This is a genomic window from Isoptericola maris, assembly GCF_048065335.1.
Classification (GTDB): domain Bacteria; phylum Actinomycetota; class Actinomycetes; order Actinomycetales; family Cellulomonadaceae; genus Isoptericola; species Isoptericola rhizosphaerae.
In genome coordinates, this window is sequence record NZ_JBLUNY010000001.1 from 688466 (window position 1) to 714395 (window position 25930).

Consider the following 25930-nt stretch of genomic DNA (forward strand, 5'->3'; position numbering starts at 1 on the left):
GCGGGGCCCGCTCGCTCAGGGCGCGAGCGGGCCGCCGACGGCCGGGGACCCCGAGGGTGAGCTCGTGCCGGACGGCTCGCCCTCCGGCGTCGGCGAGACGGGCGTGGTCGTGTCGTCCAGCTCGCCGACCGGCGGCACGACGGCGGGCATCGGCACGCGGTCGTAGACCGTCGCCTGGCCGGTCGGCGTGACCGCGATCACCTGGCTGTCCAACCACTGACGGGCCTCCCGGTCGAACCGCAGCAGGGTCATCTCGGCCGTGCCACGCAACGGGCCCACGGTGGGCTGCCCGGACGCGGCACCGGCGGTGCTGGCCGAGACGTGCCGGAGCCCGCGGCCCACCTGCTCCGGGCCGGAGCGCCGGTGGGTGTGCCCGGAGACCTGCAGCGGGACGCACCCGGACTCGAGGGCGGGCAGGCCGATCACCGGGGTGTGGACGAGGAGCAGGTCCACGTCGTCCTCGCACGCCGTCACGGCCAGCTCGGCGGCCTGCTCGTCCGGCAGCTGCTCACGCGCCGCCCGCGTCCCCTCCCCGACCCGGGTCTCGAGGACGTCGCGGTCACCGAGCACGCGGACGCCGGCGATCTCGACGACGCTGCCGTCGAGCACGACCTGGCCGTGGGCGGCCTCCTGCTCGGACGTCAGGACCGAGTCGTGGTTGCCGTCGGCGACGACCATCTCGACGCCGTCGGGCACGGCAGAGGCGAACGCGTCCACGCAGACCTTCTCGACGGCGGTGCCGTTCATGGTGGTGTCGCCGGCGTTGAGCACCACCTCGGCGCCCGAGCGCTGGACTGCCTCCTCGATCACCGTCGACATGCCGGTATTGCAGTGCAGGTCCGACACGACAAGCATCGACACGACGTCCTCGCCGTCGTCCCCCGCCACGGCTTCGTCCGCACCGTCGTCCAGCTGCTCGGCCAGGCTCGTCCGGACGGCGTGCCGGATCTCCCACGCGTTCCACGCGCTGCCCAGGTCGTCACGCGCCGCCTCGTAGAACGCCTCGTTCTCGTCGTACAGCTCGACGAGCTGGCCGCCGTACGTGTCGATCACACCGGCGAGACGCCCCGTGATGCGCGCGCCCTCCAGCGCGGTGCCCTCGAAGACGACCGAGGCGGGCCGGCCGGAGCGGGGTACGCCGACGTCGGCCGAGACGAGCGACATGCCGATGAACGTCACCACCAGGACCCCGGCCGTGATCTGCCACGTCCGCGGCGCGAGGACGCGCGCGAGCTCACGCCGTCGCGAGCCGCCGAGCAGCGCCCGGACGCCCCAGCCGACCAGGCCGACCGCGGCCAGCGCGAGCAGCGCACGGCGCGCCGCGTCGGTGAGCAGCGCCGCGGTCACGGCGTCGACCGTCACCTGGGGGCTGTCGTAGAACTGCAGGTAGCTGTCGAGGTCGCCCACGAGCCGGTCGAGCGTCGACGACGCGCCCACGGCCGAGAGATCGGCGGGGATCTCCTTGACGGTGATGTCGACCCCGAGCCCGAGCGGCAGCGGCGAGTCGATCTCGAGCGTGCCGAGCGGCCCGAGGTCCACCACGACGAGCCCGTCGGTGTCCACCGCGTAGTCGGCCTCATGGGGCCCGAGGCTCAGCGTCGCCGTCGCGGTCGTCACCCCGAGACCGACGCAGAGGACGACGGCGGCGAGGGCGGCGAGCGCCCAGCGCAGCCAGCGGGGCGGAATGGGTCTGTCGCGCATGGTGGACCAACGATCACCGACGAAGCGGCCCGCTCACAACCCGGCGCGCTCAGCGGCGCTGGTCTCGTAGCGTGAGCAACGCGACACCGGCTGCGACGAGCATCAGCACGACGCCGATCGCCGCCGTGAGCCCCACCCCGCCGGCGAACGCCTGCTGGGCCGACTCGACGAGCGCCCGGGCCGTCGCCGCCGGCAGCCCCGCCGCCACCTCGGCTGCGCCCCCGAGGGTCTGGGTGGCCGCCGCGGCGTCCGACGCCGGCACCTCGGCGGGCACCACCACGGACGCGGCGTAGCTCGCCGTCAGGATGCTGCCGAGCACGGCGGTGCCCAGGACGGCGCCGAGCTCGTACGCGGTCTCGGAGATCGCCGAGGCGGCACCGGCCTTCGCGGCCGGCACGCTGGAGACGATGAGGTCGTTGCTCACCGTCTCGGCGGCACCGATCCCCAGCGAGAGCACGACGAAGGCGACGACCAGCGGGGCGAGCAGTCCCGATCCCCCGAAGAGGGCGACCAGCAGGTAGCCGAGCGACGAGACGAGCAGTGCCGTCGCCACGACGCGCTGCGCCGGGAGCCGCCGCACGATGCGCACCACGCTCAGGCCCGCGACGACCATGGCGACCGTGCCGGGCAGGAGCGCCAGCCCTGCCTCGACCGGGGCGAGCCCGTGCACCATCTGCAGGTCCTGGGAGACGAAGAACAGGAAGCCCACCAGCGAGAACACGCTGAGCAGGTTGACCACGACGCCGCCGCTGAACGCCGGGATCCGGAACAGCCGGACGTCGAGCATCGGCACCGGCCGGCGCAGCTGGCGGTGCACGAAGAGGATGCCGCTCACGACGCCGACCGTCACCGCGGCGAGCGCGGTCGCCGTGACGCCGTCGGCGGCGACCTTCTTGACCGACCAGACGAGCGGGGTCATGGTGACCATGGCCAGGGCCACGGAGACGAGGTCGAGCGGGCCGGGCTCCGGGTCCTTCGACTCGGGCAGCACGGCAGGCGCGAGCAGGAGGAAGAAGACCAGCACAGGAACCGCCAGGAGGAAGACGGAGCCCCACCAGAAGTGCTGGAGCAGCAGCCCGCCCACGATGGGACCCAGAGCGCTGCCGGCCGCCCACCCCGTGGCCCAGATCGCGATCGCCAGCCGCCGCTCCTCCCGGTCGACGAACACGTTGCGCAGGAGCGAGAGCGTCGAGGGCATGAGCATCGCCCCGAAGAACCCGAGAGCAGCACGGGTGGCCACGAGCATGTCGGCGGTCGGCGCGAAGGCGGCGACGGCGGAGACCACGGCGAAGCCGATCGACCCGACGAGGAGCAGCCGCCGGCGGCCGACGCGGTCGGCCAGGGATCCCATCGGCACGAGGAGGCCGGCGAGGACGAGCGGGTAGACGTCCACGACCCACAGGAGCTGCGTGCCGGTGGGCCGCAGGTCTGCCGAGATCTGCGGCAGGGCAAAGCTGAGGACGGTGTTGTCCACGGACACGAGCAGCACCGGCAGCATCAGTGCGACGAGAGCGATCCAGCGACGGTCGCGGAGCGCGGGTGCCGAGGGCTGCGGTGTCGTCACCGAGATGGTGGTCACGACGTTCCTCTCACGACGAGCGGCGGCCAGGGCGACGCCGCGCGCCGATCTTCTGTACCGTCCAGACGGTACAGTAACGCTTGGCCCGCTACCCTGACAACCATGCCTCCCGCCCCCGCCGCACGAGCCAAGGTCCTGCACGCCTTCGCCGAGCTCCTCGTCACCTCGGGCGAGCGGTCCGCCACCCTCGACGCGGTCGCGGAGCGCGCCGGCGTCTCCAAGGGCGGCCTGCTGTACCACTTCCCCACCCGGGACGCGCTGGTCGACGGGCTCGTGGACCACCTGCACGCCCTCATCGCCGCCGACGTGGCCGTCATGACGTCCGCACCCGAGGGGCCCGTGGCCTACCTGCTGCGGAGCTCACTGGAGACGGGGGGCGAGCTCGACCTCGCGTTCCGCGGCGTGTCCCAGCTCGCGCAGGGATCCGCACCGCACGCCCGCACCGCGCTCGACACGGCGCACGACACCTGGACCCGGGCCGTCACGACCCAGGTCGAGGACGCGCCGACCGCGCACGCGATCATGCTGATCAGCGACGGTCTCTACCACCGCAGCTCGATCGGGGCGCAGTCGCCCGACCTGGACGAGCTCCTGCAGATCGTCGATCGGCTCGTCGCGACCCAGCCCACCCGCACCGGCTGAGGTGGGGCGCTCCCGCCCGGCGGGTCAGCCGGTCTTGCGTTGGGACGACTTCGAGGACTTCGACGACTTCGACGACGAACCGGACTTCGACGACGACCTCGACGACTCGACGGACCGCTTCAGCGCCTCCATGAGGTCCACGACCTCCGCACCCTCGCCCTCCTCCTTGGCGCCGAAGGTCTCGGCCGGGTCGAGGGTGTCGCCCTTCTCGATCTTGGCCTCGATGAGCTGGCGCAGCTGAGCCTGGTACTCGTCGGTGTAGTCCTCGGGCGTGAAGTCGGACTCGTAGCTCGACACCAGCTGGGCGGACATCGCCAGCTCCTTGTCCGAGACAGAGGTCGAGCCGTCCAGGGACGGGAACTCGGCCTCCCGGATCTCGTCGGCCCACAGCAGCGTCTGCAGAGTGAGGACCTCCTCGCGCACCCGCAGCGCGGCCAGGCGGGTGCGCTGGCGCAGCGCGAACTTCACGATCGCGGTCCGGTCCGTCTCCTCGAGCGTGCGCCGCAGGAGCACGTACGCCTTCGGGCTCTTGGAGTCCGGCTCGAGGTAGTAGGTGCGGTCCAGCAGCACGGGGTCGACCTGGTCGCTCGGCACGAACTCCACGACCTCGATCTCGCGGTTGGTCTCGGCCGGCAGCGCGGCGAAGTCGTCCTTCGTCAGCACCACCATGCGCTCGCCGTCGTCGTAGGCCTTGTCGATGTGCTCGTAGGGCACCGTCTCGCCGTCGAGCTCGCAGACGCGCCGATAGCGGATCCGGCCGCCGTCGGCGTCGTGCACCTGGTGCAGCGAGACGTCATGGTCGGACGTCGCGCTGTACAGCTTCACCGGGACGTTGACGAGACCGAACGTCACCGCACCCTTCCAGATGGCCCTCATGACCCCATGGTCACGCGCAACGCGCGTGCGCGCAGCACGTCGCGGGTCAGCCGCCGTTCCCCAGGACGCCGAGCACCCCCACGACCCCGACCAGGAGGGCGAGGGCGACCGAGACGCCGACGAGGACCGCGTGCACGGTGTAGAAGCGCGTGGGCCGCCCGGCCTCGTCGCGGGCGCGCGGGTCCTTCGTCACGCGGCGCCAGAACTGGGGCCAGACCACGAGGTTCCACACGGCGGCGAGGATCAGGACGAGGGACCACACGACAGGGAGCTGCACGCCCCCGAGTATCCCACCGGGTGAGACAACGCTTTCCCCCGGCGACGGAACCGCTGTACGTTCATCGATGTAGAGCCGCGGCGAGGGGGCCGCCCGGCACGCCATCGATGCAAAGGAGCACGACGTGCGAACGATCGCTTTCCCGAGCACCACCCCGTGGCGGACCAGCAGGCGCCTGCTGGCGTCGCTGGTCGCCCTGATCATCGCCGCGGCGACGCTGACCGTCGCCGGAGCGCCCGCGGCCCGGGCCGCCACGATCGACACCGGCACCGAGTACGTGCTGGTCAACCGGCACAGCGGCCTCGTCGCCGACGTGCTCGACGCCTCCACCGAGAACGGCGCCGAGATCATCCAGTGGCACCGCACCGACGCGGCCTGGCAACGGTGGCACTTCGTCGACGCCGGCTCCGGCTACTACCGCATCGTCTCCGTCCACTCCGGCAAGGCCCTCGACGTCTGGGAGAAGTCCACGGCCGACGGCGCCGAGATCCGTCAGTACACCGACACCGGGGGCTCCAACCAGCAGTGGCGGCCGGTCGACACCGACGGCGGCGTCCAGCTCGTCAACCGCAACAGCGGCAAGGCGCTCGAGGTGTGGGAGTGGTCCACCACCCCGGCGGACCGGCTCAGCCAGTACACGTCGCTCGGCGGCGCCAACCAGGTCTGGGACCTCGTCCCGGTCGGCGACGAGCCGGGGAGCACCGAGTGCGGCAGCGGGAGCTTCACCACCGAGGCCGTCCGTTCCGGCTCCACCTGGACCGCGCACCGCGGCGGGACGACGCTCTACTCCGGCTCCGACATGGCCTCGGCCGTCCGTGCCGCCGTCGGCGGGCTCACCGCCGGCCGCACGACCCAGGAGCGCGTCGTCGTGCGCGGCTCCGGCTCGATGTCCGCCTCCAGCTCGATCGACCTGCCGAGCCACACCTCCCTCGAGGTCTGCGGCACGATCGACGTGACGGGCTCGGCCAGCGGGAACAACGCCCCGATCCGCATCCGCCACGCCCGCGACGTGTCGGTCCCCCACCTCAGCCTCACCGGCGCCCCGTACTTCGGGGTCTGGGTACGCACGTCCTCCGACGTGCATCTCGGCCAGATCGACCTGCGGCTGTCCGGCGGCCTCGGCATCCGCATCGACTCCCGGGACGACGATGCCGTCCGCGAGGCGCGGAACATCCGGATCGACGACGTCTACGTCTCCGGCACGAACAACCACGGGGTCGAGACCTACGGCGTCGACGGCCTGACCATCGGGACCGTCACCGCCCGGAACACCGGGTACTCCGGCCTGCTCCTCAACGACACGGTCAACGCCACGGTCGGGAAGGTCGACGCTCAGGGCGCGGGCACCGGGACCGGCTATGCCGCGTTCCGCATGGCCAACCGCAACGGGTCCGTCGACGGCTCCTACCCGACCAACGTCCGGGTCGGTGAGGTCGTCGCCCGCGGCGGTGGGCGCGGCATCTTCTGCGTCTCGGAGTCGGGCGGAGCGGTGATCGAGCGTGTCGACATCGCCGACACCGGGTCCAACGCGATCCTCGTCGAGAACTGCTACAACGTGACGATCGCGTCCCAGGGGGGCACGGTCTCCGGCCCGGGAGACATCCGCATCGCCGCCCGCTCGGAGTTCGCGAACACCCGCGACGTCACCTTCGCGAACCTCTCCCTGCACGGCACGTCGATCCGTGAGTCGCCCTGCGGGGACAACACCCGGCTGACGAACATCACCTGGAACGACAGCAGCGACCAGACCTGCTGAGCAGGGTTGTGGGCGGGAAATCTGGCGCCGACATCCGTACCAACCAGGCATATCGGGCCAGATTCCCCCCCCACAACACAGCTTGCTTGCGTCTCAACCGAGCAAGCCGTGGTGCAGCGCGCGCAGCACCGCCTTGGTCCGGTCGGTCGTGTCCAGCTTGAGCAGCACCGCCGAGACGTGGTTCTTCACCGTGCCGGGCGCCAGGTGGAGCACGTCGGCGATCACCCGGTTGGTGCAGCCCTCTGCCATCAGCCGCAGCACCTGCGTCTCACGCTCGGTCAGCGGCTGGACGAACGCCTCCCGCAACCCGGGCGCGACCTCCGGCACGGCACCCGACCCCAGCGCCCGGACCAGGCGGGCCGTCACCGACGGCTGGACATGGGTGCCGCCGTCGGCCAGCGTGCGGACCGCGCCCGCGAGCTGCTCGACCGTCACGTCCTTGAGCAGGTAGCCCTGAGCGCCCGCTCGCAGCGCCGCCAGCACGAGCTCGTCGTCGTCGAACGTGGTCAGCACCAGCACCGGCACGTCCAGCCGACGACGGCGGAGCTCGCCCAACGCCCACAGCCCGTCGGTGCCGGGCATGCGCAGGTCGAGGAGCACCACGTCAGGATCGTGCTCGACCACGGCCGAGACCCCGGAGCCGCCGTCGTCCGCCTCCGCGACCACCTCCACCCCGCCCGCGATCTCCAGCAGGCTGCGGATGCCGTGGCGCACGAGAGTCTGATCGTCCACCAGCACCACCCGCGTCGCGGGTGACCCGCCGCCCGCGACGCTCACGAGAGCACCCGCTGCGGCATCGCGACCTCGAGACGGAACCCGCGTCCGCCGGCGTACCGCACGCTGCCGCCCAGCGCCTCCGTGCGCTCGACGATCCCCCGCAACCCGTTGCCCGGCGTCACCCGGCCCGCGCCGTAGCCGTCGTCCTGCGCCACGAACGTCAGCATGCCGTTCGCGACGCCGACCTCGAACGTCAGCTGCGTCACCTCCTCCGCGTGCCGTACGGCGTTCGTCGCGGCCTCCTGGGCCACCCGGACCAGCGCTGCGGTCTGCTCCTCGTCCGCGGAGACGTCGTCGGCGACGGACACCACCACCCGGGGGTGCGGTACCGCGTCAGCCACCGCACCGAGCGCCTCGCGCAGGTCGGGTGCCCGACGGCGCAGCTCGCCCACCGTCGTCCGCACGTCACCCAACAGCTCGCGCGCCATGCTCCGCGCACGCTCCACGTGCTCGGTCTGCGCGGCACCCGTGCGGTGGGTCGCCGACTCCAGCTCCAGCGTGAGCACGGTGAGCTGGTGGCCGAGCAGGTCGTGCAGCTCGCGCGCGATCCGCAGCCGCTCCGAGGCGCGGCTCGTCTCGTCGCGCAGCACGGTGGCTGCGGCGAGGTCGGTGTGCGCCACGGACAGCTCGGTGCGCAGCCGCTGCTCGCGCTGCAGGACGGCGCTGACCAGTGCCGACGCGACCTGGAGCAGCAGGTACAGCCCGGCGCTCAGCACGATCTCCACCACCGGCACCTCGCTGTCCCGCAGCCGGGCGCCCAGCACCAAGCCGACCACCAGGACTGCGGTGTTGACGACGATGACCACCGCGGTGGCCCGCCACGACACCAGGTAGGTGCTCAGCGCCGCGCCGAACACGAGCAGGATCGGCAACCACCCGGCGCCCGGGATGCCGATGATGAGGACGCCGGCCAGCGCCGTCTGCGCGGCGACGCCGGCGACCGTACGGCGAGCGCCCGACGGCTGCATCATCACCCAGACAGTCACCGACAGGTAGCACGCGGCCGCGACCCACCAGGTCCACACCGGGATGAGGTATGCCGGGCTCTCCACGGCGAGCGGGACGATCAGCACGACGGTGAAGCACACCGCCAGCACGGTCAGGCCTGAGACGGTCTCGGCTCCGGGGCGTCGCACGGTTCCACGCTACGGCAGGTCGACGACGTGCGGCGGGTGCCACAAGTCATGGGCCCAGGTCATGACCCGTGGCACGCGACCGCCGGTGCCCGGCGTCCCTAGCGTCGAGACCATGACAGCGATACGAGCGAGGAACCTGCGCAAGGAGTTCCGCCGTCGGGGGCGGACCACCGTGGCGCTGGACGACGTCAGCCTCCATGTCGAGGTCGGCGAGATCGTCGGGCTGCTGGGCCGCAACGGGGCCGGCAAGTCCACGACGGTCGACCTCGTCAGCGGCCTGCGCGCCCCCGACGCCGGCACGGTCCGGGTGCTGGACCACGACCCCCGGACCGACCGCGCCAAGGTCCGTGGCGTCCTGGGCGTCCAGCTCCAGCAGCCCCGCCTGCACGACGCCCTGACGGTGCTCGAGCTCGTGCGGCTGCACCGCTCCTTCTACCCGACGGGCCGCGAACCCGACGAGCTCATCGAGGCCATGGGCCTGACCGGCAGCCGCCGTACCCGGTTCTCCGACCTCTCCGGCGGGCAGATGCAGCGCACCTCGATCGCCGTGGCACTGGTCGGCAACCCGCGGGTGGTGATCCTCGACGAGCTCACCACCGGCCTCGACCCCGAGGCCCGGCGCGGCATGCTCGACCTCGTCCGCGGCCTGCGCGACGACGGCACCACGGTGCTGCTGGTGAGCCACCACATGGACGAGGTCGAGAAGCTGTGCGACCGCGCCGTCGTCCTCGAGGCCGGCCGCGTCGTCGCCGCGAACACGCCGGCCGGCCTGGCCGCCGACGCCGGCCTGGCCCCGGACGCCGGGCTCGAAGAGGCGTACCTGACACTGACCGGAGGGACCCGATGACCGACACCCTGACCCCGTCCCTGCCCGAGGTGCGCCCCGGAGCCCGGGCGTGGCTGGCGATGACGGCCGCCGAGGCGAAGGTGGTCGCACGCGACACCGCCGGGCTCATCGTCCCCCTCGGCATGCCGACGCTCATCCTGGTCATGAACGGCATCAGCTTCGACACCGACGTCGTGATCCCCGGCACCGGCGGCCGCACGGCCCTCGACATCTTCGTGCTGCCCATCACCCTGGCCTTCGTGGTCGCCATGGTCGGCGTGGTCAACATGCCGAGCTTCCTGGCCGCCTACCGGCGCACCGGGATCCTGCGCCGCCTCGGCGTGACGCCCGCCTCCCCGGTGATGGTGCTGGTCGCCCAGGCGGTGGTCGGGATCGTGCAGATCCTGCTCGGCCTGGTGCTCACGCTGGGCGTCGCCTGGGTCGCGTTCGGCGCCCACCCGCCGGTGGACGGCTGGACGGCCGTCGCGGTGCTCGCCCTGACCGTCGCAGCCATGTACGGCGTCGGCATGCTCGTCGCCGCGATCGCGCCGACCCCGCAGTCGGCCGTGGCGATCGGCCTGGTCGCCTTCTTCGCGATGGCCGCGCTGGGCGGCATGTTCGGCCCCCGGGACAACCTGCCGGAGCCGCTCGCCGACGTCGGCGGGATGCTGCCCTTCGGCGCGGCGGTCGACGCGCTCGGGGCCGCCTGGGCGGGCGACGTCGTGCCCCTGTCCGCCGTCGCCGGGCTCGCTGTGGCGACCGTGGTCAGCAGCGCCCTGGCCGCGCTGTGGTTCCGGTGGGAGTGAGCCCGGACCTGCGCGTCGGCCCGGTGCGCGGCAGCATGGGCGCATGGCAGCAGCCGACGCGCCCCGGACCCGGCCCCAGACGGTCTCGGTCGACGGCCACCGGCTGCAGCTGACCAATCTGGGCAAGGTGCTCTACCCGGCGACGGGCACCACCAAGGGTGAGGTGCTGCACTACCTCTCTCAGGTGGCGCCCGCGCTCGTGGCGCACGCCGCGCACCGTCCGGCCACGCGCAAGCGGTGGCCGGACGGTGTCACCGGGCAGATGTTCTTCCAGAAGAACCTCGATGCCTCGACGCCCGAGTGGGTGCCGCGGCGCACCATGCGGCACACGTCCTCCACCAACGACTACGTGCTGGTCGACGACCTCGCCACGCTGACCTGGCTCGGGCAGACGGCCACGCTCGAGATCCACACCCCGCAGTGGCAGTTCGGTCGCACCGGTGCTCCGCTGGCCCCGGACCGTCTGGTCCTCGACCTCGACCCCGGGCCCGGGGCGGGCCTGGCCGAGTGCGCCGAGGTCGCCCGGCTGGCCCGCGACATCCTGGTCGGCATGAACCTCGAGCCGCTGCCCGTCACCAGCGGGTCCCAGGGCATCCACCTGTACTCGGCGCTCACGGCCGACCATGGCGAGCTGACGTCCGACGACGTCTCCGCCGTCGCGAAGGAGCTCGCACGCCACCTGGAGTCCGCCCATCCGGACCTCGTGGTCAGCGACATGAAGAAGTCGCTCCGGGCGGGCAAGGTGCTGGTCGACTGGTCGCAGAACAACGGCGCCAAGACGACGATCGCGCCGTACTCGCTGCGCGGCCGCGAGGAACCGACGGTGGCCGCACCCCGGACCTGGGACGAGCTCGACGACCCGGACCTGCGCCAGCTGGGCCACGCCGAGGTCCTCGAGCGGCTCGATCGCGACGGCGATCTCCTCGCTCCCCTGCTCACCGGCCACCTGTCCCGGCTCGAGCCCACGCCGGAACGCCTCGCGTCGTTCCAGCGGCTCGAGACGTACCGGTCCAAGCGCGACCCCGGCAAGACCCCGGAGCCGTTCGGCCCGGGTGCCGACCGCACGGACCCGCCCGGAGAGGCCGCGGGGACGACCGGCCCGTCGTTCGTCATCCAGGAGCACCACGCCCGGCGCCTGCACTGGGACTTCCGGCTGGAGCACGACGGCGTGCTCGTGAGCTGGGCGCTGCCCAAGGGCGAACCGACCGACCCGGCCCAGAACCACCTGGCGGTGCAGACGGAGGACCACCCGCTGGAGTACGGCGGCTTCGAGGGGACGATCCCTGCCGGCGAGTACGGCGCCGGCGAGGTGACGATCTGGGACGCGGGCAGCTACGAGCTCGAGAAGTGGCGCGAGGGCAAGGAGGTCATCGTCACCCTGCACAGCGAGCGGCGGGGACGACGGCGTCTCGCCCTCATCCAGACGGGCGGGCGCGACGGCAGCGAGAGCTCCTGGCTCATCCACCGCACCAAGGACCAGCCCGACGACGCGGGCGCACCGACGACCGGACCCGACGAGGTTGCGCCGTCGTCCACCACGGGGCGCGGATCGCCGGGCGCGCGCCTCGGCGCTCCACCACGCCCGATGCTCGCGACCACCGCCGCCCCCGCGGAGCTGACCAGGCTGGACACCGCCGAGTGGGCGTTCGAGGCCAAGTGGGACGGTTTCCGGGCCGTCGTGGAGGTGCTGCCCGGATCACCGGCTCGGGTGCGCCTCACCTCCCGCTCGGGCCGGGACCTCACGCCGACCTTCCCGGAGCTGGCCGCGATCGGCGAGATGGTGCCCGACGCCGAGCTGCCCCTGGTGCTGGACGGCGAGATCGTGGCGCTGGACGGGAAGGGGCGACCGAGCTTCCGGCGCCTGCAGCAGCGGGCCAACCTGGTCAGGCCGCGCGACGTCGAACGGGCGCGCCGCGGCGTGGGCGTGGACCTCGTGCTCTTCGACGTGCTGCGCGTGGCGGGCGTCGACGTCACGGACCACACGTACGACGAGCGCCGCGAGATCCTGGCGCGGGTGATCGCCCCCCGCCGGCCGGTGCACGTGCCGGAGGCGCTGCCCGGTGACGCGTCCGAGGCGATGGCGGAGTCCCGGCGGCTCGGGCTCGAGGGTCTCGTCGCGAAGCGGCGTCGGTCCGGGTACACGACCTCTCGTCGGTCGCGCGACTGGCTCAAGCTGAAGCACGCGCACACCCAGGAGGTCGTCGTGGTGGGTTGGCGCCCGCTGCACGCCGGGAGCGGCCGGGCCGACGTGCGCAACGTGGGATCGCTGCTGCTCGCCGTGCCGGTGCCCGTGCCCGACGGCGGGACGCGGCTGCGCTACGTCGGCAAGGTGGGCACGGGGTTCCGCGAGCGCGACCGTCGCGACCTCGCGGCCCGGCTCGCGGACCTGGAGCGCGACGACGCCCCGTTGGACGGTGTGCCGGCCTCGGAGGCGGCGCACGCCCGCTGGACGGAACCGACCCTGGTGGGAGAGGTCGAGTACGCCGACTGGACCGCTCGGCCGGACGACGTGGGTGCCGACGACGAGTCGCGGCTGCGGCACGCGGTGTGGCGTGGCTGGCGACCCGACAAGACCCCGCAGGACGTCACCACGGAGTGACACCGCCGTGGCCGTCCAACCGCTCAGCTCGACGCGGCCCTGCCGTGGCGCCAGTAGCCGAGGAACGTGATGTGCGTCTTCGGCATGCCCTCGGCCACGAGGTGGCGTCGCACGCCGGTGGCCAGCCCGGCCTCACCGGCCGCGTAGGCGGAGCCGACGCCGTCGGGCAGCGTGAGCCCGCACACCTCCGCGAGCGCGGCCTGCCCCGGTACGGCGTCCGCGCCGGTGGTCTCGTCGCGGGCCACCCAACGCACCTCGAGGCCGGCCGGCGCCCGGAAGTCCTGCTGGTCGTCCGCCGTCGGGACCTCGATGACGGCGGTGCCGCGGGCGTCGGCAGGCAGCGACTCGCAGATGCCGGCCACGGCCGGCAGTGCCGTCTCGTCACCCACGAGCAAGGTCCAGTCGTGGTCGTGCTGCGGGTCGTAGGAGGCGCCCTGGTCGAGCAGTCCGACGGTGTCGCCTGACCGTGCCGTCGTCGCAAAGTCTGCGGCCGGCCCGGTGCGGCCCTCCGCGTCGGCGTGGAGGACGAAGTCGACGTCGATCTCGCCCAGGTCGAGGCGTGCGGCGCGCACGGTGTAGTTGCGCACCCAGGGCCGCCGGGACTTCGGGGTGGCGAGGTACTGCAGGTACCAGCCCCACTCGGAGGAGCGGGTGGGCGGGCGCAGCACGTCCTGGCCGGGCCGCTGCAGGAACAGCCGGAACCACTGGTCGTACCCGAGTGCGGAGAACCGGTCGAGCCCGCCCAGCGTCACGCGCATCATGTGGGGCGTGACCTGCTTGGTGCGCACGACCTCGGCGACGACGACCTGGGGATCGACCGGCTTGCGACCGTGGTGAGACGACATACAGATAAGGTTAGGCGAACCTCATCCGTCAGGGAAGGGGCGTCCCGCCACGCGGACGCTCGACCGAGGTGCCCGGCGCCGCAGCCGTCGTCGGGCACGATGGGCCTGTGCGCCGGCCATCGCTCCCCGCCCTCGTCGTCCTGTCCTGCTGCCTGCTCGGAGCCTGCACGGCAGAGCCCGACGAGGCCGGGACCGAGGCGCCGTCGCCGGCCGCCGCGGCATCACCGAGCACCGGGCCACCGGCCGGCACCGCCGGACCTGCCGAGAGCACCTCGACGGAGGCGTCCTCCGCAGACACCGCCCTCACCGTCTCGGCGCCCGGCGAGAGCGGCCCCTCCGGCATCGAGGTGGTCCACGGGGACGACGGCGTGGCCACGATCCGGACCGGCGCAGCCCCGGGCGCACCGGCCACGATCACGCTGGACTCCCCCGGCCACCTGCGGGTGAACGCCGACTCCACCGTGACGATCCTGGACGACGACGGCGCCCCGGTCGCGGGCCTCTCGCGCGTCACCGGCGGCGCGCAACTCACCGCGGTCGACACCACGACCGTGCACGTCGAGGCGTCGGAGGCGACCACCGCCGAGACGATGCTGGGCACCGAGGCCGTCGAGAGCACCGCCTGGGGCCAGCGCGAGGGCGGCCGGTCGCTCGCCGTCGCCCCCACCCGCTGGGCACGGTCCGCCGGCGAGGCCGGGACGGACCTCGTGTGGGCCGAGCTGGTCGCGGCGGACCCCGAGGTGGACACGCCCGTCATGCACGACCAGCTCGTCTGCCACTCGATCGGCGCGCCCGACAAGGACACCTGGAACCTCGAACCGTGGCGGCCCGACGTCGGGCTCGTGGCCGTGCTGGCCGACCGCTGCAACCCCACGGACTAGGCACCCGGGTCGCAGGCTGCCGCTGTGCCGGGCCGCCGCACCTCAGCCGTAGACCGCTGGGTAGCCGATCGCACCGCGCAGCGACCTGTCGCCGGCGTCGTAGGACGAGAGCAGCCGCACCTGACCGGCCTCGGGCGGTGCCCAGTCGGGCAGCGTGAGACGGATCCCGTGGGGACGCGCGTCCTCGAAGCCGAAGCGTCCGTAGTAGTGCGGACTCCCCTCGAGGACGACGTACGGCTCGCCCGCGCGGTCCGCCAGTTCGAGCACCGACCGGACCAGGGTGGCGCCCCGCCCGCGCCGCTGCCGGTCGGGAGCGACGGCCAGCGGAGTCAGCATCGCCACCGTCCGTGACCCTGCCGGCCCGGTCACGGTGCACCCGGTGACCATCACGAAGCCCGCGACGCTCCCGCTGGTCCGCTCAGCGGTCTCCGCGTCGATCGCCACGAGCGAGAGCTCCGGGCGGTAGATCCACGACGCGCGGATCCGTTCCACGCCGTCGGCCACCTCACCACCGTCGTCGAAGGCGGCGGTGAGCAGCGCACGGACGGCGGCGAAGTCTGCCGGCCGCTCCGGCCGGATCAACCCGGTCCCTCCGGCCGCGGGGGTCGCCGCAGTCATCGGGCCTGACGTTCTGCCGCGGACCGCAGGACGCAGGACTCGTTGCCCTCGGGGTCCGCGAGCACCTGCCAGCCGCTCCCGGGCCCGATGCCGCGGTGGTCCGCGACCAGGGTCGCACCACGGCTCAGGAGGGCCTCGACGTCGTCGACGTAGCCGAGCGTCCTCTTCCACCATCGCGACAGCCCGTAGGCGTCGGCGCAGTCGATGACCAGGTTCGAGATGAGCGAGAGCATCCCTCGACCGTCCCACGGCGAGCGGCCGGGTGCACGGATTTTTCGTCAGCCCGCGGGCGTGGTCTCCCGCGGGCGGTCCCTGATCCCCACCATGCTCACCAGACCGCCCGCCACGAGCAGCGCGGCCGTCACGACCAGGGCCCAGTGGAACGAGTCGACGTCGAGCACCCCGCCGAGGATGACACCGGCGAACGCGATGACCACCAGGCCCGCGACCCGCGAGACGGCGTTGTTCACCGCCGAGGCGATCCCGGCGTCGGTGGGCGGCACGGCACCGAGGATCGCAGCCGTCAGCGGCGCGACCGTGATCGCCAGGCCGAGCCCGAAGACGAGGATCCCGGGGAGCACCTGGGTCACGTAGCTCGCGTCGGCGTCCATGGTGCGCATCAGCAGGAACCCGCCCCCGGCGACGATCGGACCGATCGTCATGAACCACCGCGCCCCGAAGCGGCCCGCGAGCGCCCCGAAGCGGGTGGACAGCGCCAGCATCGCGAAGGTGATGGGCAGCTGCGCCACGCCGGCGGCCGTCGCGGAGTAGCCCGCGACCTGCTGCAGGAACAGCGTGAGCACGAACCCGCCGAAGGCGAGCGCCCCGTAGACGGCTGCGGTCGCGATGTTGCCCCACGCGAAGTTGCGCACGGCGAACAACCGCATCGGCAGCATCGGGTCGGGCGCGCGGCGCTCGTAGAGGACGAACGCCACCAGCAGCACGAGGCCGACACCGGCGAGCGGCCATGTCTCCTCGATGAGCCCGTACACCGTGGCCCCGAGCCCGACGGCGGCGAGGGCAGCGCCGGGGACGTCGACGCGGCGGCCGCTCGTGGCCTCCGACGGCGGTACCGCCCGGAGCAGGTACAGGGTCACCGCGACGACGGGCACGTTGATCCAGAACACCCCGCGCCAGGAGACGAGGTCGACGAGCCCGCCCCCGACGAACGGTCCGACGATCATGGCGGTGCCGGTCCAGGCGGTCCAGGCCCCGATGGCCCTGCCCTGCGCCTGGCCCTCGAACGTCGAGATGATGAGCGCCAGGGAGCTCGGTACGAGCATCGCTCCGGCGACCCCCTGCAGCAGCCGGGCACCCACGAGCACCGCACCGGTGGGTGCCACCGCGCACAGCACGGAGGCGACGGCGAAGCCCAGGAGGCCGACGAGGAGCACCTGACGGCGTCCGTGCACGTCCGAGAGCGAGCCGGCCGCGAGGATGAGGGCGCCGAGGGTCACGAGGTAGCCGTCGACCACCCATTGCTGGAGCGTCAGTCCCGCCTCCCCGGGCCCCCCGAGCTCGTCGGCGATCGCGGGCAGCGCGACGTTGACGACGGTCCCGTCGAGGAACGAGACGAAGGACGCCAGGATCGCCACGAGAAGTACGCGTCGCTGCGTCGGCGTGGTGGTCACGCGCTTCACGCTACGACCGCCCGGCGGTCCTGACCAGCCGCACCCGGAGATCGGGGGCGCCGGGTGGGTAGCGTGGGTCCATGGCCCTCGAGATCCGCCGTTCCGTCGTTGCCGACGCGCCTGCCGCCCGCCGCCTCGGCGAGGAGGCGTTCGGCTCTCCCGCGGCGCGGCAGCCAGAACCTGAGGCCCGTCGCTGGCCGTCGGCGAACGTGCGCCCGTGGTCCGCTCACGACGGCGCGGAGCTCGTCGCCGCCCTGGGGGTGCGCCGCTTCACGTCCTGGTTCCACGGTGCCGCCGTGCCGACCGCCGGGTTCGCGGGGGTCACCGTCGCCGCCGAGCACCGCGGCGAGGGTGTGCTCGGTCCGCTCTTCGCCGCCGCCCTCACCGAGGCGCGCGAGCAGGGAGAGGTCGTCTCGACCCTCTACCCGAGCGCCGCCGGCATCTACCGCGGGCTCGGGTACGAGGTGATCGGCTCCTACGACGAGGTGCAGCTGCCGATGTCCGCGCTCGCCACGGTGCGGCCGCCGTCCGGCGAGGTGCGCGCCCGGCGCGCCAACCCGGCCGACGTCGAGGCGATCCGCGCCGTGTACGGCTCCTGGGCCGCCCGGCAGAACGGCCCGCTCACCCGCGAGGAGAAGCCGTTCACCGCCCAGCCCGAGGAGATGTTCGGGCCGGACGCGGCCTACACGGGAGTCAGCCTCGCCGTCGGCCCGGGCGACGAGGTGCTCGGGTTCGCCAGCTGGACCCGCGGCGCCGGGTACGACAGGACGGGCGCCCTCGAGGTCGACGACCTGGTCGCGCTCACCCCGGACGCCGCGCGGGCGCTGTGGCGCGTGCTGGGGTCGTTCACCGCCGTCGCCGGCTCGGTGCGGCTCTCGACGTCGGGCGGGTGGACCGGCTCGGACCCGAGCCGCCTGGTGCTGCCCGACCACACCGCCACCACCACGAGCCGCCCGTACATGCTGCGTCTGCTGGACGTCGCCGGGGCGCTCGGCGCCGCTCACCTACCGCCGGTGAGCGCTCAGGTGCCGTTCGCCGTCGTCGATCCGCGGACCCCCGACATCGAGGGCGCGTGGACGATCGTCGTGGACGACGGCGTCGCACACGTCCGCCCTGACGCCCCGCCCGCCCCGGGGGCGGGACCAGAGCGGCTGACGTTCACCTCCGCCGGTCTCGCCCTGAGCTACGCCGGTGCGGCCTCGACCGCGAACCTCCGGCTCGCCGGCCTCGTGTGGGGGCCGGCGACGCACGACCGGCTGTGGGACGCCCTGTGGCACGGCCGCGACGTGCACGTGCGCGACTACTTCTAGAGGGACGAGGACACACCCCGTGACCACCTTCCGCGAGCGCCTGCGCGCGCTGCCCGTCCTGCCCGACGGCCTGCCCGGCTGGGAGGTCGACGATCTCGCGAACCTCCCCGCGACGCCCCACGAGCTCTTCGAGAGCTGGTTCGACGAGACGGTCGCCGCCGGGGCGACCGGTCCGCACGCGATGACCCTGTCCACCTCGGACGGGCGCGGGGAGGTGCGCGCCCGCACGGTGATCCTCAAGGACCTCACCGCCGGCGGCTGGTGGTTCGCCGGCCACTCGACGAGCCCGAAGGGCCGTGACCTGACGGCCGACCCCCGGGCCGCCCTGACGTTCCTGTGGCGCGAGACGGGTCGCCAGGTGCGTGTCATCGGCACCGCCACGTCGCACCCCGACGCCGGCGGCGCAGACTTCCGCGCCCGCCCGGACGCCTCGCGCGCCGCCGGGCTGGTCGACCACCAGAGCGAGGTGCTGGACGATCTGGCGCAGCACCGTGCGGCGTGGGCCGACGCCCTGGACACCGTCCGCGCCGACCCCGAGCTCGTCGCGCCCGCCTGGACGGCCTGGCGGCTCGCTCCGCGCGAGGTCGAGTTCTGGCAGTCCGGCACGGGCACCGGGCAGACCCGCGTGCGATACCGCACCGACGCCCCGGCCGGCGCCACCGGCGCACCGGGGACCACCGACACCCCCTGGACCAAGGAGCTGCTGTGGCCCTGACCCCCGACACCTGATGTGATCCACATCACTGCAGGTCAGAGGGCTTGTGACCTTGCTCTCATTCTTTGTGACACTTTTCACCAGCGTCGTAGCATGGCGAGGTGACTTCGCGCGAAACGACCTCCAGCAACGGCTCCTCCGACGCTGTCGACGTCGTCCTCATCGGCGGCGGCATCATGAGTGCCACCCTCGGCACGCTGATCCAGCAGCTCGAGCCGACGTGGTCGATCCGCATCATCGAGCGCCTCGACGAGGTCGCGCTCGAGTCGTCCAACCCGTGGAACAACGCGGGCACCGGGCACGCCGCGCTCTGCGAGCTGAACTACACCCCGGAGAAGCCGGACGGCACCATCGACATCTCCAAGGCGGTGGCGATCAACGAGCAGTTCCACACCTCGCGAGAGCTGTGGAACCACCTGCTCGCCACCGGGCGCCTCGAGGACTCCTCGTTCATCAGCCGCACGCCGCACATGACGTTCGTGCGCGGCTCGAAGAACGTCGACTACCTGCGCCGCCGCCACCAGGCGCTCAGCGCGCACCCGCTCTTCCGCGATCTCGAGCTCTCCACGAACCGGGCCGACATCGAGCGCTGGGCACCGCTGCTCACCACCGAGCGCGACACGGACGAGCCGATCGCGGCGACGCGGTCCGCCGCCGGCACCGACGTCGACTTCGGCAACCTCACGCGCCAGCTCATCGACGGCCTCGTCGCCCACGGCGCCGAGCTCCAGCTCCAGCACGAGGTCCGCTCGCTGCGGCGCACTCGTGACGGCGGCTGGCGCCTGCGCGTCAAGGACCGCACGTGGAACGCACCGGAGCGGATGTCCACCGTCACGGCGCGCTTCGTGTTCGTCGGCGCCGGCGGTGGCGCCCTGCCGCTGCTCCAGTCCGCCCGCATCCCCGAGATCAAGGGCTTCGGCGGCTTCCCCATCTCCGGCGAGTTCCTGCGTACCGACGACCCGGAGCTCGTGGCGCAGCACCAGGCCAAGGTCTACGGCAAGGCCGACGTCGGCGCCCCGCCGATGTCCGTCCCCCACCTGGACACGCGCGTGGTCGACGGCAAGAGCTATCTCATGTTCGGCCCGTACGCCGGGTTCAGCCCCAAGTACCTCAAGAAGGGCAAGTACCTGGGCCTGCTCACCTCGATGCGTGCCCACAACCTCACGTCGATGATCGGCGCGGGCCTGAAGAACCTGGACCTCACGCAGTACCTCGTGGGCCAGCTCGTCGCCGCCCCCGAGACCAAGTTCCACGCGCTGCAGCAGTTCATGCCCACCGCGCACCCCAAGGACTGGGAGACGATCACCGCCGGTCAGCGCGTGCAGGTGATCAAGCGGGACGCCGACGGCAACGGGGTCCTCCAGTTCGGCACGGAGATCGTGTCCGCCGCAGACGGCTCGATCGCCGGCCTGCTCGGCGCCTCGCCGGGCGCCTCGACCGCGGTCTCGGCGATGGTCGACCTCCTCGGCCGCTGCTTCCCCACCGAGTTCGCCTCCTGGCGCCCGCGGCTCGCCGCGATGATGCCGAGCCTCGACGGTGTCCCCGCGGACGCCCGCGAGATCGACACCACGACCGACGCGGCTTCCGAGCTCTCCGCCAGCGAGCTCGCCGCCCGCAACGGCGGCGTCCTGCCCGCCAGCGTCTACGAGTCCCGCGCCGACTCCCGCATCTGAGCCGGCCGGACCACGGTCAGCCGACCCCGGCGCCGAGCTGCGCCACGACACGCTCGATCGTCGGGGTCGGCACCGACCGTGCCGCACCACGCCGCGCCACGGCGCCGCCGATCGCGTCGAGCTCGCCCGCGTGGCCGACCGCCAGGTCCGCCTGCAGCGACGACCGCATCGTCGGCGGGAACCCGCGCAGGATGCCGCGCAGGTCCCCGGGCGTCGTCGCGACCCCCTCGGCCGAGGCCACCGCGGCCACCTCTCCGAGGACCCCGTCGGTGAGAGCCGGATCGGCGTCCATCGCCTCACCGATCCCGGTCCGGTGCACCGACGTCAGCAGCGCCAGCGGCGCGAGGAAGCGCAGCTTGGACCACAGCACCTCGGTCTCGCTGCCCGCCGTCGCCACCTCGATGTCGGTGTCGCGCACGGCCTGGACCACGTCGAGGTCAGCAGCCTCCGCCGGCACGGTGATCCGCAGCAGCCCGCCGCGGTGCCGCACCGTCAGGGCCGTGTCCGGCCCCGACCCGGTTCGCAGCGTCTCGCCCGCGTAGGACGCGCCGACGACGACGCTCCCGTCCGGGTCCTCGCCGTCGGGCACCGCGAGCGACGCGCGCAGGGCCGCCATGTGCTCGATCCCGTTGAGGAGCGAGACCACCTCGGGCGGCCGCGCCGCCGCGATCGTGCCGGCGACCTCGGCGACACCCTCCGCCTTGACGGCCACGAGCACGCGCGCGCCGCGAGGTACCGACGTCGTCGCCCGGAGCGGGGCGTGCCAGGCACCGAACCGGTCCGTCACGATCTCGATCCCGTGCTCGGTGACGCGTCGGGCCGTGCCGGGCCGCCCGACGAGGACGACGTCGTGCCGCGCCTTCTGCAGGAGGGCGGCGACGAGGCCGCCCACCGCCCCCGGACCGACGACGGCGATGAGTGGGCGGTGTGCGTTCGCGCTGGTCATCGCCCGATGGTAGCGCTCAGAGCACTCACAGTGACTGGATGATCCGCTCCACCTGCTCCTTCGCGTCACCGAAGACCATCGCCGTGTTCTCGCGGAAGAACAGCGGGTTCTGCACGCCCGCGTAGCCGGTCGCCATCGACCGCTTGAACACGACGACGTCGCGGGCCCGCCACACCTCCAGCACGGGCATCCCCGCGATGGGCGACGCCGGGTCCTCCTGGGCGGCAGGGTTCACGGTGTCATTGGCCCCGATGACCAGCACGACGTCCGTCGCACCGAAGTCTCCGTTGATCTCGTCCATGCCCAGCACGACGTCGTAGGGCACCTTGGCCTCGGCCAGCAGCACGTTCATGTGGCCCGGCAGCCGGCCCGCGACCGGGTGCACGCCGAAGCGCACGTCCACGCCGCGGGCGCGAAGCTTCTCGGTGAGGTCGGCGACGGGATGCTGCGCCTTCGCCACCGCCATGCCGTAGCCCGGCACGATGATGACCGACGTCGCGGCCGTGAGCTGTTCCGCCACGTCGGCGGCGAACGTCTCGCGGTGCTCGCCGGCCGCGCCCTCCGCGACCGTGCCCGGGTCGGTGCCGAACCCGCCGAGGATCACCGAGACGAAGGACCGGTTCATCGCCCGGCACATGATGTACGACAGGATCGCGCCGGAGGAGCCCACGAGGGCACCGGTGATGATCAGCAGGTCGTTGCCCAGCATGAAGCCTGCCGCCGCCGCAGCCCATCCCGAGTACGAGTTGAGCATCGACACGACCACCGGCATGTCGCCGCCGCCGATGGAGGCGACGAGGTGCCAGCCGAGCGCGAGCGCGACCAGGGCGGCGAGGACGAGCGCCGTCAGCGCGGCGGCGTCCGCCCCGGCGCTCGCCGCGGACAGGAACCAGGTGAGCAGACCGGCCGACGCGACGACCAGGCCCAGGTTGATCGCGTTGCGGCCCGGCAGGTTCAGCGGTGCGGACCTGATCCTGGCCGCCAGCTTGAGGTTCGCGACGATCGAGCCGGTGAACGTCACCGCGCCGATGAGGATGCCGAGGAAGACCTCGACCAGGTGCACGGTGCCCGAGTGCGGCTCGGTCAGGTACGACCCGAACCCGACCAGCACGGCCGCGAGCCCCACGAACGAGTGCAGGAGCGCGATCAGCTCGGGCATCTGCGTCATCTCGACCTTGCGGACCCGCCAGGTGCCGACCGCCGCTCCCACGACGAGCACCACGAGGATCAGTCCGGCGGTCACCTGCCACGGGCGCTCCGAACGCTCGAGCGCGAGCGCGACGGTGGCCACGAGCGCCAGGGCCATGCCGAGCATCCCGAGCACGTTCCCGCGCCGGGCCGACTCCTGCTTGGACAACCCGGCCAACGACCCGATGAACAGGACTCCCGAGACCACGTAGGTGGCCTGGACGACGGACAGGACCGTCATCGGGCCACCTCCTGCGTGACAGGAGCGCCCGACGGCGTCCCCTTGCGGAACATGCGGATCATGCGGTTCGCCACGAGGAACCCGCCGAACACGTTGATCGACGCCAGCGTGGCGGCGACCACGGCCAGCGACGTGACGAGCCAGTCGTCGACGCCGATCTGCAGCAGCGCACCGACCAGGATGATGCCGCTGATCGCGTTCGTCTGCGCCATCAACGGGGTGTGCAACGCGTGGGTGACCGCGGAGATGACGTAGTAGCCCACCACGACCGCCAGGGCGAACACCGTGAAGTGGCCGACGGCGTCCGGCGGCGACGCGGCGACGGCCAGGCCTGCCAGGAGCGCGGCGAGCACCGTGAGCACCCCGTTCCGTCGCGACCTGCCGCGCCGTGCAGCCGCCTCCTCACCAGGGCTCGGGGTGCGGGGCGCGGGCTCGGCGGCCGGAACCTCGGCGGGCGCGGGCGTCGCCGAGACCTGGACCGGTGGTGGCGGCCACAGCACCGCACCGTCACGGGTGAGCGTCATGCCACGCACCACGACGTCGTCGAGGTCGACCACGAGGTTCCCGTCCCGGCCCGGCGTCATGAGCGTGAGCAGGTTGACGACGTTGGTGCCCAGCAGCTGTGAGGTGTGCTGCGGCATGCGGCCCGGCAGATCGGTGTAGCCGAGCACGATGACGCCGTCGTCGCTCACCGTGCGCTCCCCCGGGACGGTCAGCTCGCAGTTCCCCCCACCGGCGGCGGCGAGGTCCACGATCACCGAGCCCGGGCGCATCGCGGCGACCATCTCGGCCGTGATGGTGGTCGGTGCGGTGCCGCGCACCAGCGCGGTGGTGATCACCACGTCCGCCCCGGCGGACTCGGCGGCGTAGGTCCGCTGCGTGGCCGCTTCCTGGTCGTCCGTGAGCGCGCTGGCGTAGCCGTCGGCGCTGACCTCCTGCGAGGCGCCCTCGACCTGGACGGCGGTCGCGCCGAGGGACTCGATCTGCTCGGCGACCTCGGGGCGGACGTCGAACGCACGCACCTTCGCCCCCAGCGACGAGGCGGTGCCGATCGCGGCGAGGCCTGCGACGCCCGCGCCGATCACGAACACGGTGGCGGGCGGCGTCGTCCCGGCGGCCGTGACCTGCCCGGTGAACATGCCGCCGAACTCCTCCGCGGCCTCGATCACCGCGCGGTACCCGGCCACGTTGGACTGCGCGGACAGCACGTCGAGCGCCTGGGCCCGCGAGATCCGCGGTACCGCGTCGAGCGCGAGCGCCGTCACCCGACGTTCCGCCAACGCGTCGACCAGCTCTGGTCGCGCCGCGGGGGCGAGTTGCGAGACGAGCGTGGCCCCCGGCCGCAGCAGGTCCAGCTCCGGTGCGGCAGGAGCGTTCACGCTCGTGACGACGTCGGCCGCCCACGCGTCGGCGTGTTCTCCGAGCCGGGCACCGGCTTCGACGTAGGTCTTGTCGGGCAGGTTCGCGCGCTCCCCCGCACCGGCCTCGACGACGACGTCGTAGCCGAGCGCGGCGAGCTTGCGCACCGTGGTGGGCGTGGCGGCGACGAGTCGCTCGCCCGGGCGCGACTCGCGCGGGATACCGATCTGCACGGGCTCTGACCTCCTTTGGTCGAAACCCCTGCAACCTACCTGCTCGACCGGGTGAGGACGAGACTCGGTCGCTCCGTGAGACGAGGTATCAGCGGTCGGCCGTCACCAGGTCGTCCGGCTCCGCCTCCGGGACCGGCTGCGCGTTGCGCTTCGGCTTGGTCCGGTAGTGCGTGGTGTAGAGCATGAGACCGACGAACGTCAGACCCCCGACGAGATTGCCGATCACCGTGGGGATCTCGTTCCACACGAGGTAGTCGCCCACCGTGAAGCTGCCGCCCATGAGCAGGCCCGCCGGGAACAGGAACATGTTCACGATCGAGTGCTCGAACCCCATGTAGAAGAACAGCATGATCGGCATCCACATGCCGACGACCTTGCCGAGCACGCTCCGGGACATCATCGCGGCGACGACACCCGTCGAGACCATCCAGTTGCACATGACGCCCCGGACGAACAGCGTGAGCATCCCGCCGGCACCGTGCTCGGCGTAGCCGACGGTGCGACCCTCCCCGATGTGCCCGATCGCCTGCCCGACCTCGCTGGGCTCCGTGGACCAGCCGTAGGTGAAGTAGATGGTCATGAAGACGGCGACCATGAAGGCACCGGCGAAGTTCCCCACGAACACCAGGCCCCAGTTGCGCAGCACGGCCGCCACCGTGACCCCGGGGCGCTTGTCGAGCCAGGCCAGCGGGGCGAGCGTGAACACACCCGTGAGCAGGTCGTACCCGAGCAGGTAGAGCAGGCAGAAGCCCACAGGGAACAGGATCGCTCCCAGGAGCGGGTTGCGGGTCTCGACCGACACCGTCACGGCGAAGGCCGCCGCGACGGTGAGCAGGGCGGCACCCATGAAGGCACGGATCAGCGTGTCGCGCGTGGACAGGTGGACCTTGGACTCGCCGGCGTCGATCATCTGCGTGACGAGCTCGTTCGGCTTCACATACGGCACGCGGCGCTCCTTCCCTCGGACCTCGGCCCGCCCCCGGGACCGCTGAAGGACCAGCGTCTGCCACGCGTCTTACCTCCGGAGCACGACGGCGTAACGCCTGTGGTGCTTCTTCCTCTCCGCCGGCCGCCTACCTCCGTGAGGCTGACGGGGGCCTCCTCCCAAAGGAGGACGCGACGAGGTACCTCAGGTGGATCCGCCGACGCCACCGCGCACGCGACGATGGACCCATGATGCGTACAGGGAAGCTGCTGCTGACCGTCGTGGCAGCCAGTGCGGTGCTCGCCGCGGTCGGGGCAGTCCTCGACGCCCGGGCCGGCCGCGCCGCGAGCACGCGAGGCCCGGAGGGAACGTCATGACCAGACGCTCGAT

The 25930-nt window shown here is 72.7% G+C and carries 24 protein-coding genes; 10 read left to right on the forward strand and 14 right to left on the reverse strand.

What is annotated here, in order from left to right; all coding sequences use genetic code 11:
• Positions 1–15 precede the first annotated feature (15 nt).
• Entirely contained in the window at positions 16–1701 is a 1686-nt protein-coding gene (locus ACH5HR_RS03425) for a metallophosphoesterase family protein (protein WP_416476245.1), read from the reverse strand.
• Positions 1702–1750: 49 nt separating this feature from the next.
• A complete protein-coding gene (locus tag ACH5HR_RS03430) occupies positions 1751–3280 on the reverse strand; it encodes an MFS transporter (protein ID WP_416476246.1) in 1530 nt (509 codons plus the stop codon).
• 102 nt (positions 3281–3382) lie between these two features.
• On the opposite strand from ACH5HR_RS03430, the gene ACH5HR_RS03435 reads away from it, so the two are divergent.
• Positions 3383–3922: a TetR/AcrR family transcriptional regulator gene (locus ACH5HR_RS03435; RefSeq protein WP_402371127.1), complete on the forward strand. Its 540-nt coding sequence runs from the start codon at positions 3383–3385 to the stop codon at positions 3920–3922.
• Positions 3923–3946: 24 nt separating this feature from the next.
• On the opposite strand, the gene ku is transcribed toward ACH5HR_RS03435, so the two are convergent.
• Both ku and ACH5HR_RS03445 read right to left on the reverse strand, forming a co-directional pair.
• On the reverse strand, positions 3947–4798 hold the full coding sequence (gene ku / locus ACH5HR_RS03440; RefSeq protein WP_416476247.1) for a non-homologous end joining protein Ku: 852 nt from the start codon (positions 4796–4798) through the stop codon (positions 3947–3949).
• 46 nt (positions 4799–4844) lie between these two features.
• Positions 4845–5075: an SCO4848 family membrane protein gene (locus ACH5HR_RS03445; RefSeq protein WP_402371123.1), complete on the reverse strand. Its 231-nt coding sequence runs from the start codon at positions 5073–5075 to the stop codon at positions 4845–4847.
• 124 nt (positions 5076–5199) lie between these two features.
• On the opposite strand from ACH5HR_RS03445, the gene ACH5HR_RS03450 reads away from it, so the two are divergent.
• On the forward strand, positions 5200–6831 hold the full coding sequence (locus ACH5HR_RS03450) for an RICIN domain-containing protein (RefSeq protein WP_416476249.1): 1632 nt from the start codon (positions 5200–5202) through the stop codon (positions 6829–6831).
• Between the two features lie 93 nt (positions 6832–6924).
• Here the strand turns inward: ACH5HR_RS03450 and ACH5HR_RS03455 are convergent, their stop codons facing one another.
• A complete protein-coding gene (locus tag ACH5HR_RS03455) occupies positions 6925–7563 on the reverse strand; it encodes a response regulator (RefSeq protein ID WP_416476251.1) in 639 nt (212 codons plus the stop codon).
• 41 nt (positions 7564–7604) lie between these two features.
• Positions 7605–8744, reverse strand: coding sequence for a sensor histidine kinase (locus ACH5HR_RS03460; RefSeq protein WP_416476253.1), 1140 nt, complete (start codon positions 8742–8744; stop codon positions 7605–7607).
• 112 nt (positions 8745–8856) lie between these two features.
• Between ACH5HR_RS03460 and ACH5HR_RS03465 the strand changes: the two genes are divergently transcribed.
• Genes ACH5HR_RS03465 through ACH5HR_RS03475 form a run of 3 tightly spaced genes read left to right on the forward strand, consistent with a single transcriptional unit; the run spans position 8857 to position 12975 of the window.
• Complete coding sequence (locus ACH5HR_RS03465; RefSeq protein ID WP_416476255.1) at positions 8857–9591, forward strand: ABC transporter ATP-binding protein; 735 nt, start codon at positions 8857–8859, stop codon at positions 9589–9591.
• The gene (locus tag ACH5HR_RS03470) at positions 9588–10376 is read left to right on the forward strand and encodes an ABC transporter permease (RefSeq protein ID WP_402371113.1); all 789 of its coding nucleotides are present in this window, start codon (positions 9588–9590) and stop codon (positions 10374–10376) included. Before ACH5HR_RS03465 ends, ACH5HR_RS03470 begins: the two co-directional genes overlap by 4 nt.
• A 43-nt stretch (positions 10377–10419) precedes the next feature.
• Positions 10420–12975 (forward strand): ATP-dependent DNA ligase, encoded by a 2556-nt coding sequence (locus tag ACH5HR_RS03475; protein ID WP_416476257.1) that lies wholly within the window; start codon positions 10420–10422, stop codon positions 12973–12975.
• A 23-nt stretch (positions 12976–12998) separates the two neighbouring features.
• Here the strand turns inward: ACH5HR_RS03475 and ACH5HR_RS03480 are convergent, their stop codons facing one another.
• Positions 12999–13820: a siderophore-interacting protein gene (locus ACH5HR_RS03480; protein WP_402371108.1), complete on the reverse strand. Its 822-nt coding sequence runs from the start codon at positions 13818–13820 to the stop codon at positions 12999–13001.
• A 107-nt stretch (positions 13821–13927) separates the two neighbouring features.
• On the opposite strand from ACH5HR_RS03480, the gene ACH5HR_RS03485 reads away from it, so the two are divergent.
• Complete coding sequence (locus ACH5HR_RS03485) at positions 13928–14701, forward strand: DUF2599 domain-containing protein (protein WP_416476259.1); 774 nt, start codon at positions 13928–13930, stop codon at positions 14699–14701.
• A gap of 42 nt (positions 14702–14743) precedes the next feature.
• On the opposite strand, the gene ACH5HR_RS03490 is transcribed toward ACH5HR_RS03485, so the two are convergent.
• From ACH5HR_RS03490 to ACH5HR_RS03500, 3 genes are read right to left on the reverse strand one after another with little or no spacing between them, the layout of a single operon-like run.
• Positions 14744–15319, reverse strand: coding sequence for a GNAT family N-acetyltransferase (locus tag ACH5HR_RS03490; RefSeq protein ID WP_416476261.1), 576 nt, complete (start codon positions 15317–15319; stop codon positions 14744–14746).
• Complete coding sequence (locus tag ACH5HR_RS03495; RefSeq protein ID WP_416476262.1) at positions 15316–15552, reverse strand: VOC family protein; 237 nt, start codon at positions 15550–15552, stop codon at positions 15316–15318. The genes ACH5HR_RS03490 and ACH5HR_RS03495 overlap by 4 nt, the downstream gene beginning before the upstream one ends.
• A gap of 45 nt (positions 15553–15597) precedes the next feature.
• Positions 15598–16959, reverse strand: a complete 1362-nt coding sequence (locus tag ACH5HR_RS03500) for an MFS transporter (protein ID WP_416476263.1) — start codon at positions 16957–16959, stop codon at positions 15598–15600.
• 71 nt (positions 16960–17030) lie between these two features.
• Between ACH5HR_RS03500 and ACH5HR_RS03505 the strand changes: the two genes are divergently transcribed.
• From ACH5HR_RS03505 to mqo, 3 genes are all read left to right on the forward strand, one after another.
• On the forward strand, positions 17031–18260 hold the full coding sequence (locus ACH5HR_RS03505) for a GNAT family N-acetyltransferase (protein ID WP_416476264.1): 1230 nt from the start codon (positions 17031–17033) through the stop codon (positions 18258–18260).
• Between the two features lie 19 nt (positions 18261–18279).
• Complete coding sequence (locus ACH5HR_RS03510; RefSeq protein ID WP_416476266.1) at positions 18280–18975, forward strand: pyridoxine/pyridoxamine 5'-phosphate oxidase; 696 nt, start codon at positions 18280–18282, stop codon at positions 18973–18975.
• Positions 18976–19076: 101 nt separating this feature from the next.
• Positions 19077–20648 (forward strand): malate dehydrogenase (quinone), encoded by a 1572-nt coding sequence (gene mqo, locus ACH5HR_RS03515; RefSeq protein ID WP_518486613.1) that lies wholly within the window; start codon positions 19077–19079, stop codon positions 20646–20648.
• Between the two features lie 16 nt (positions 20649–20664).
• Here mqo and ACH5HR_RS03520 read toward each other — a convergent pair whose 3' ends face one another.
• The 4 genes from ACH5HR_RS03520 to ACH5HR_RS03535 all read right to left on the reverse strand — a co-directional run bounded on the left by ACH5HR_RS03520 (position 20665) and on the right by ACH5HR_RS03535 (position 25561).
• Positions 20665–21594: a ketopantoate reductase family protein gene (locus ACH5HR_RS03520; protein WP_402371093.1), complete on the reverse strand. Its 930-nt coding sequence runs from the start codon at positions 21592–21594 to the stop codon at positions 20665–20667.
• 25 nt (positions 21595–21619) lie between these two features.
• Entirely contained in the window at positions 21620–23023 is a 1404-nt protein-coding gene (gene pntB, locus ACH5HR_RS03525) for a Re/Si-specific NAD(P)(+) transhydrogenase subunit beta (protein ID WP_416476268.1), read from the reverse strand.
• The gene (locus ACH5HR_RS03530; RefSeq protein WP_416476270.1) at positions 23020–24615 is read right to left on the reverse strand and encodes a Re/Si-specific NAD(P)(+) transhydrogenase subunit alpha; all 1596 of its coding nucleotides are present in this window, start codon (positions 24613–24615) and stop codon (positions 23020–23022) included. Before ACH5HR_RS03530 ends, pntB begins: the two co-directional genes overlap by 4 nt.
• A gap of 88 nt (positions 24616–24703) precedes the next feature.
• Complete coding sequence (locus ACH5HR_RS03535; RefSeq protein WP_416476272.1) at positions 24704–25561, reverse strand: formate/nitrite transporter family protein; 858 nt, start codon at positions 25559–25561, stop codon at positions 24704–24706.
• 227 nt (positions 25562–25788) lie between these two features.
• On the opposite strand from ACH5HR_RS03535, the gene ACH5HR_RS03540 reads away from it, so the two are divergent.
• A complete protein-coding gene (locus ACH5HR_RS03540; protein ID WP_402371085.1) occupies positions 25789–25917 on the forward strand; it encodes a hypothetical protein in 129 nt (42 codons plus the stop codon).
• Positions 25918–25930: the final 13 nt, after the last annotated feature.

Excerpts from the sequence above, each read along its gene's own strand:
- ACH5HR_RS03540 (WP_402371085.1), top strand. The coding sequence starts at position 25,789 with ATGATGCGTACAGGGAAGCTGCTGCTGACCGTCGTGGCAGCCAGTGCG.
- ACH5HR_RS03425 (WP_416476245.1), bottom strand. The coding sequence starts at position 1,701 with ATGCGCGACAGACCCATTCCGCCCCGCTGGCTGCGCTGGGCGCTCGCC.
- ACH5HR_RS03465 (WP_416476255.1), top strand. The coding sequence starts at position 8,857 with ATGACAGCGATACGAGCGAGGAACCTGCGCAAGGAGTTCCGCCGTCGG.
- ACH5HR_RS03435 (WP_402371127.1), top strand. The coding sequence starts at position 3,383 with ATGCCTCCCGCCCCCGCCGCACGAGCCAAGGTCCTGCACGCCTTCGCC.
- ku (WP_416476247.1), bottom strand. The coding sequence starts at position 4,798 with ATGAGGGCCATCTGGAAGGGTGCGGTGACGTTCGGTCTCGTCAACGTC.
- ACH5HR_RS03470 (WP_402371113.1), top strand. The coding sequence starts at position 9,588 with ATGACCGACACCCTGACCCCGTCCCTGCCCGAGGTGCGCCCCGGAGCC.
- ACH5HR_RS03480 (WP_402371108.1), bottom strand. The coding sequence starts at position 13,820 with ATGTCGTCTCACCACGGTCGCAAGCCGGTCGATCCCCAGGTCGTCGTC.
- ACH5HR_RS03495 (WP_416476262.1), bottom strand. The coding sequence starts at position 15,552 with ATGCTCTCGCTCATCTCGAACCTGGTCATCGACTGCGCCGACGCCTAC.
- ACH5HR_RS03475 (WP_416476257.1), top strand. The coding sequence starts at position 10,420 with ATGGCAGCAGCCGACGCGCCCCGGACCCGGCCCCAGACGGTCTCGGTC.
- ACH5HR_RS03520 (WP_402371093.1), bottom strand. The coding sequence starts at position 21,594 with ATGACCAGCGCGAACGCACACCGCCCACTCATCGCCGTCGTCGGTCCG.
- ACH5HR_RS03490 (WP_416476261.1), bottom strand. The coding sequence starts at position 15,319 with ATGACTGCGGCGACCCCCGCGGCCGGAGGGACCGGGTTGATCCGGCCG.
- ACH5HR_RS03505 (WP_416476264.1), top strand. The coding sequence starts at position 17,031 with ATGGCCCTCGAGATCCGCCGTTCCGTCGTTGCCGACGCGCCTGCCGCC.
- pntB (WP_416476268.1), bottom strand. The coding sequence starts at position 23,023 with ATGACGGTCCTGTCCGTCGTCCAGGCCACCTACGTGGTCTCGGGAGTC.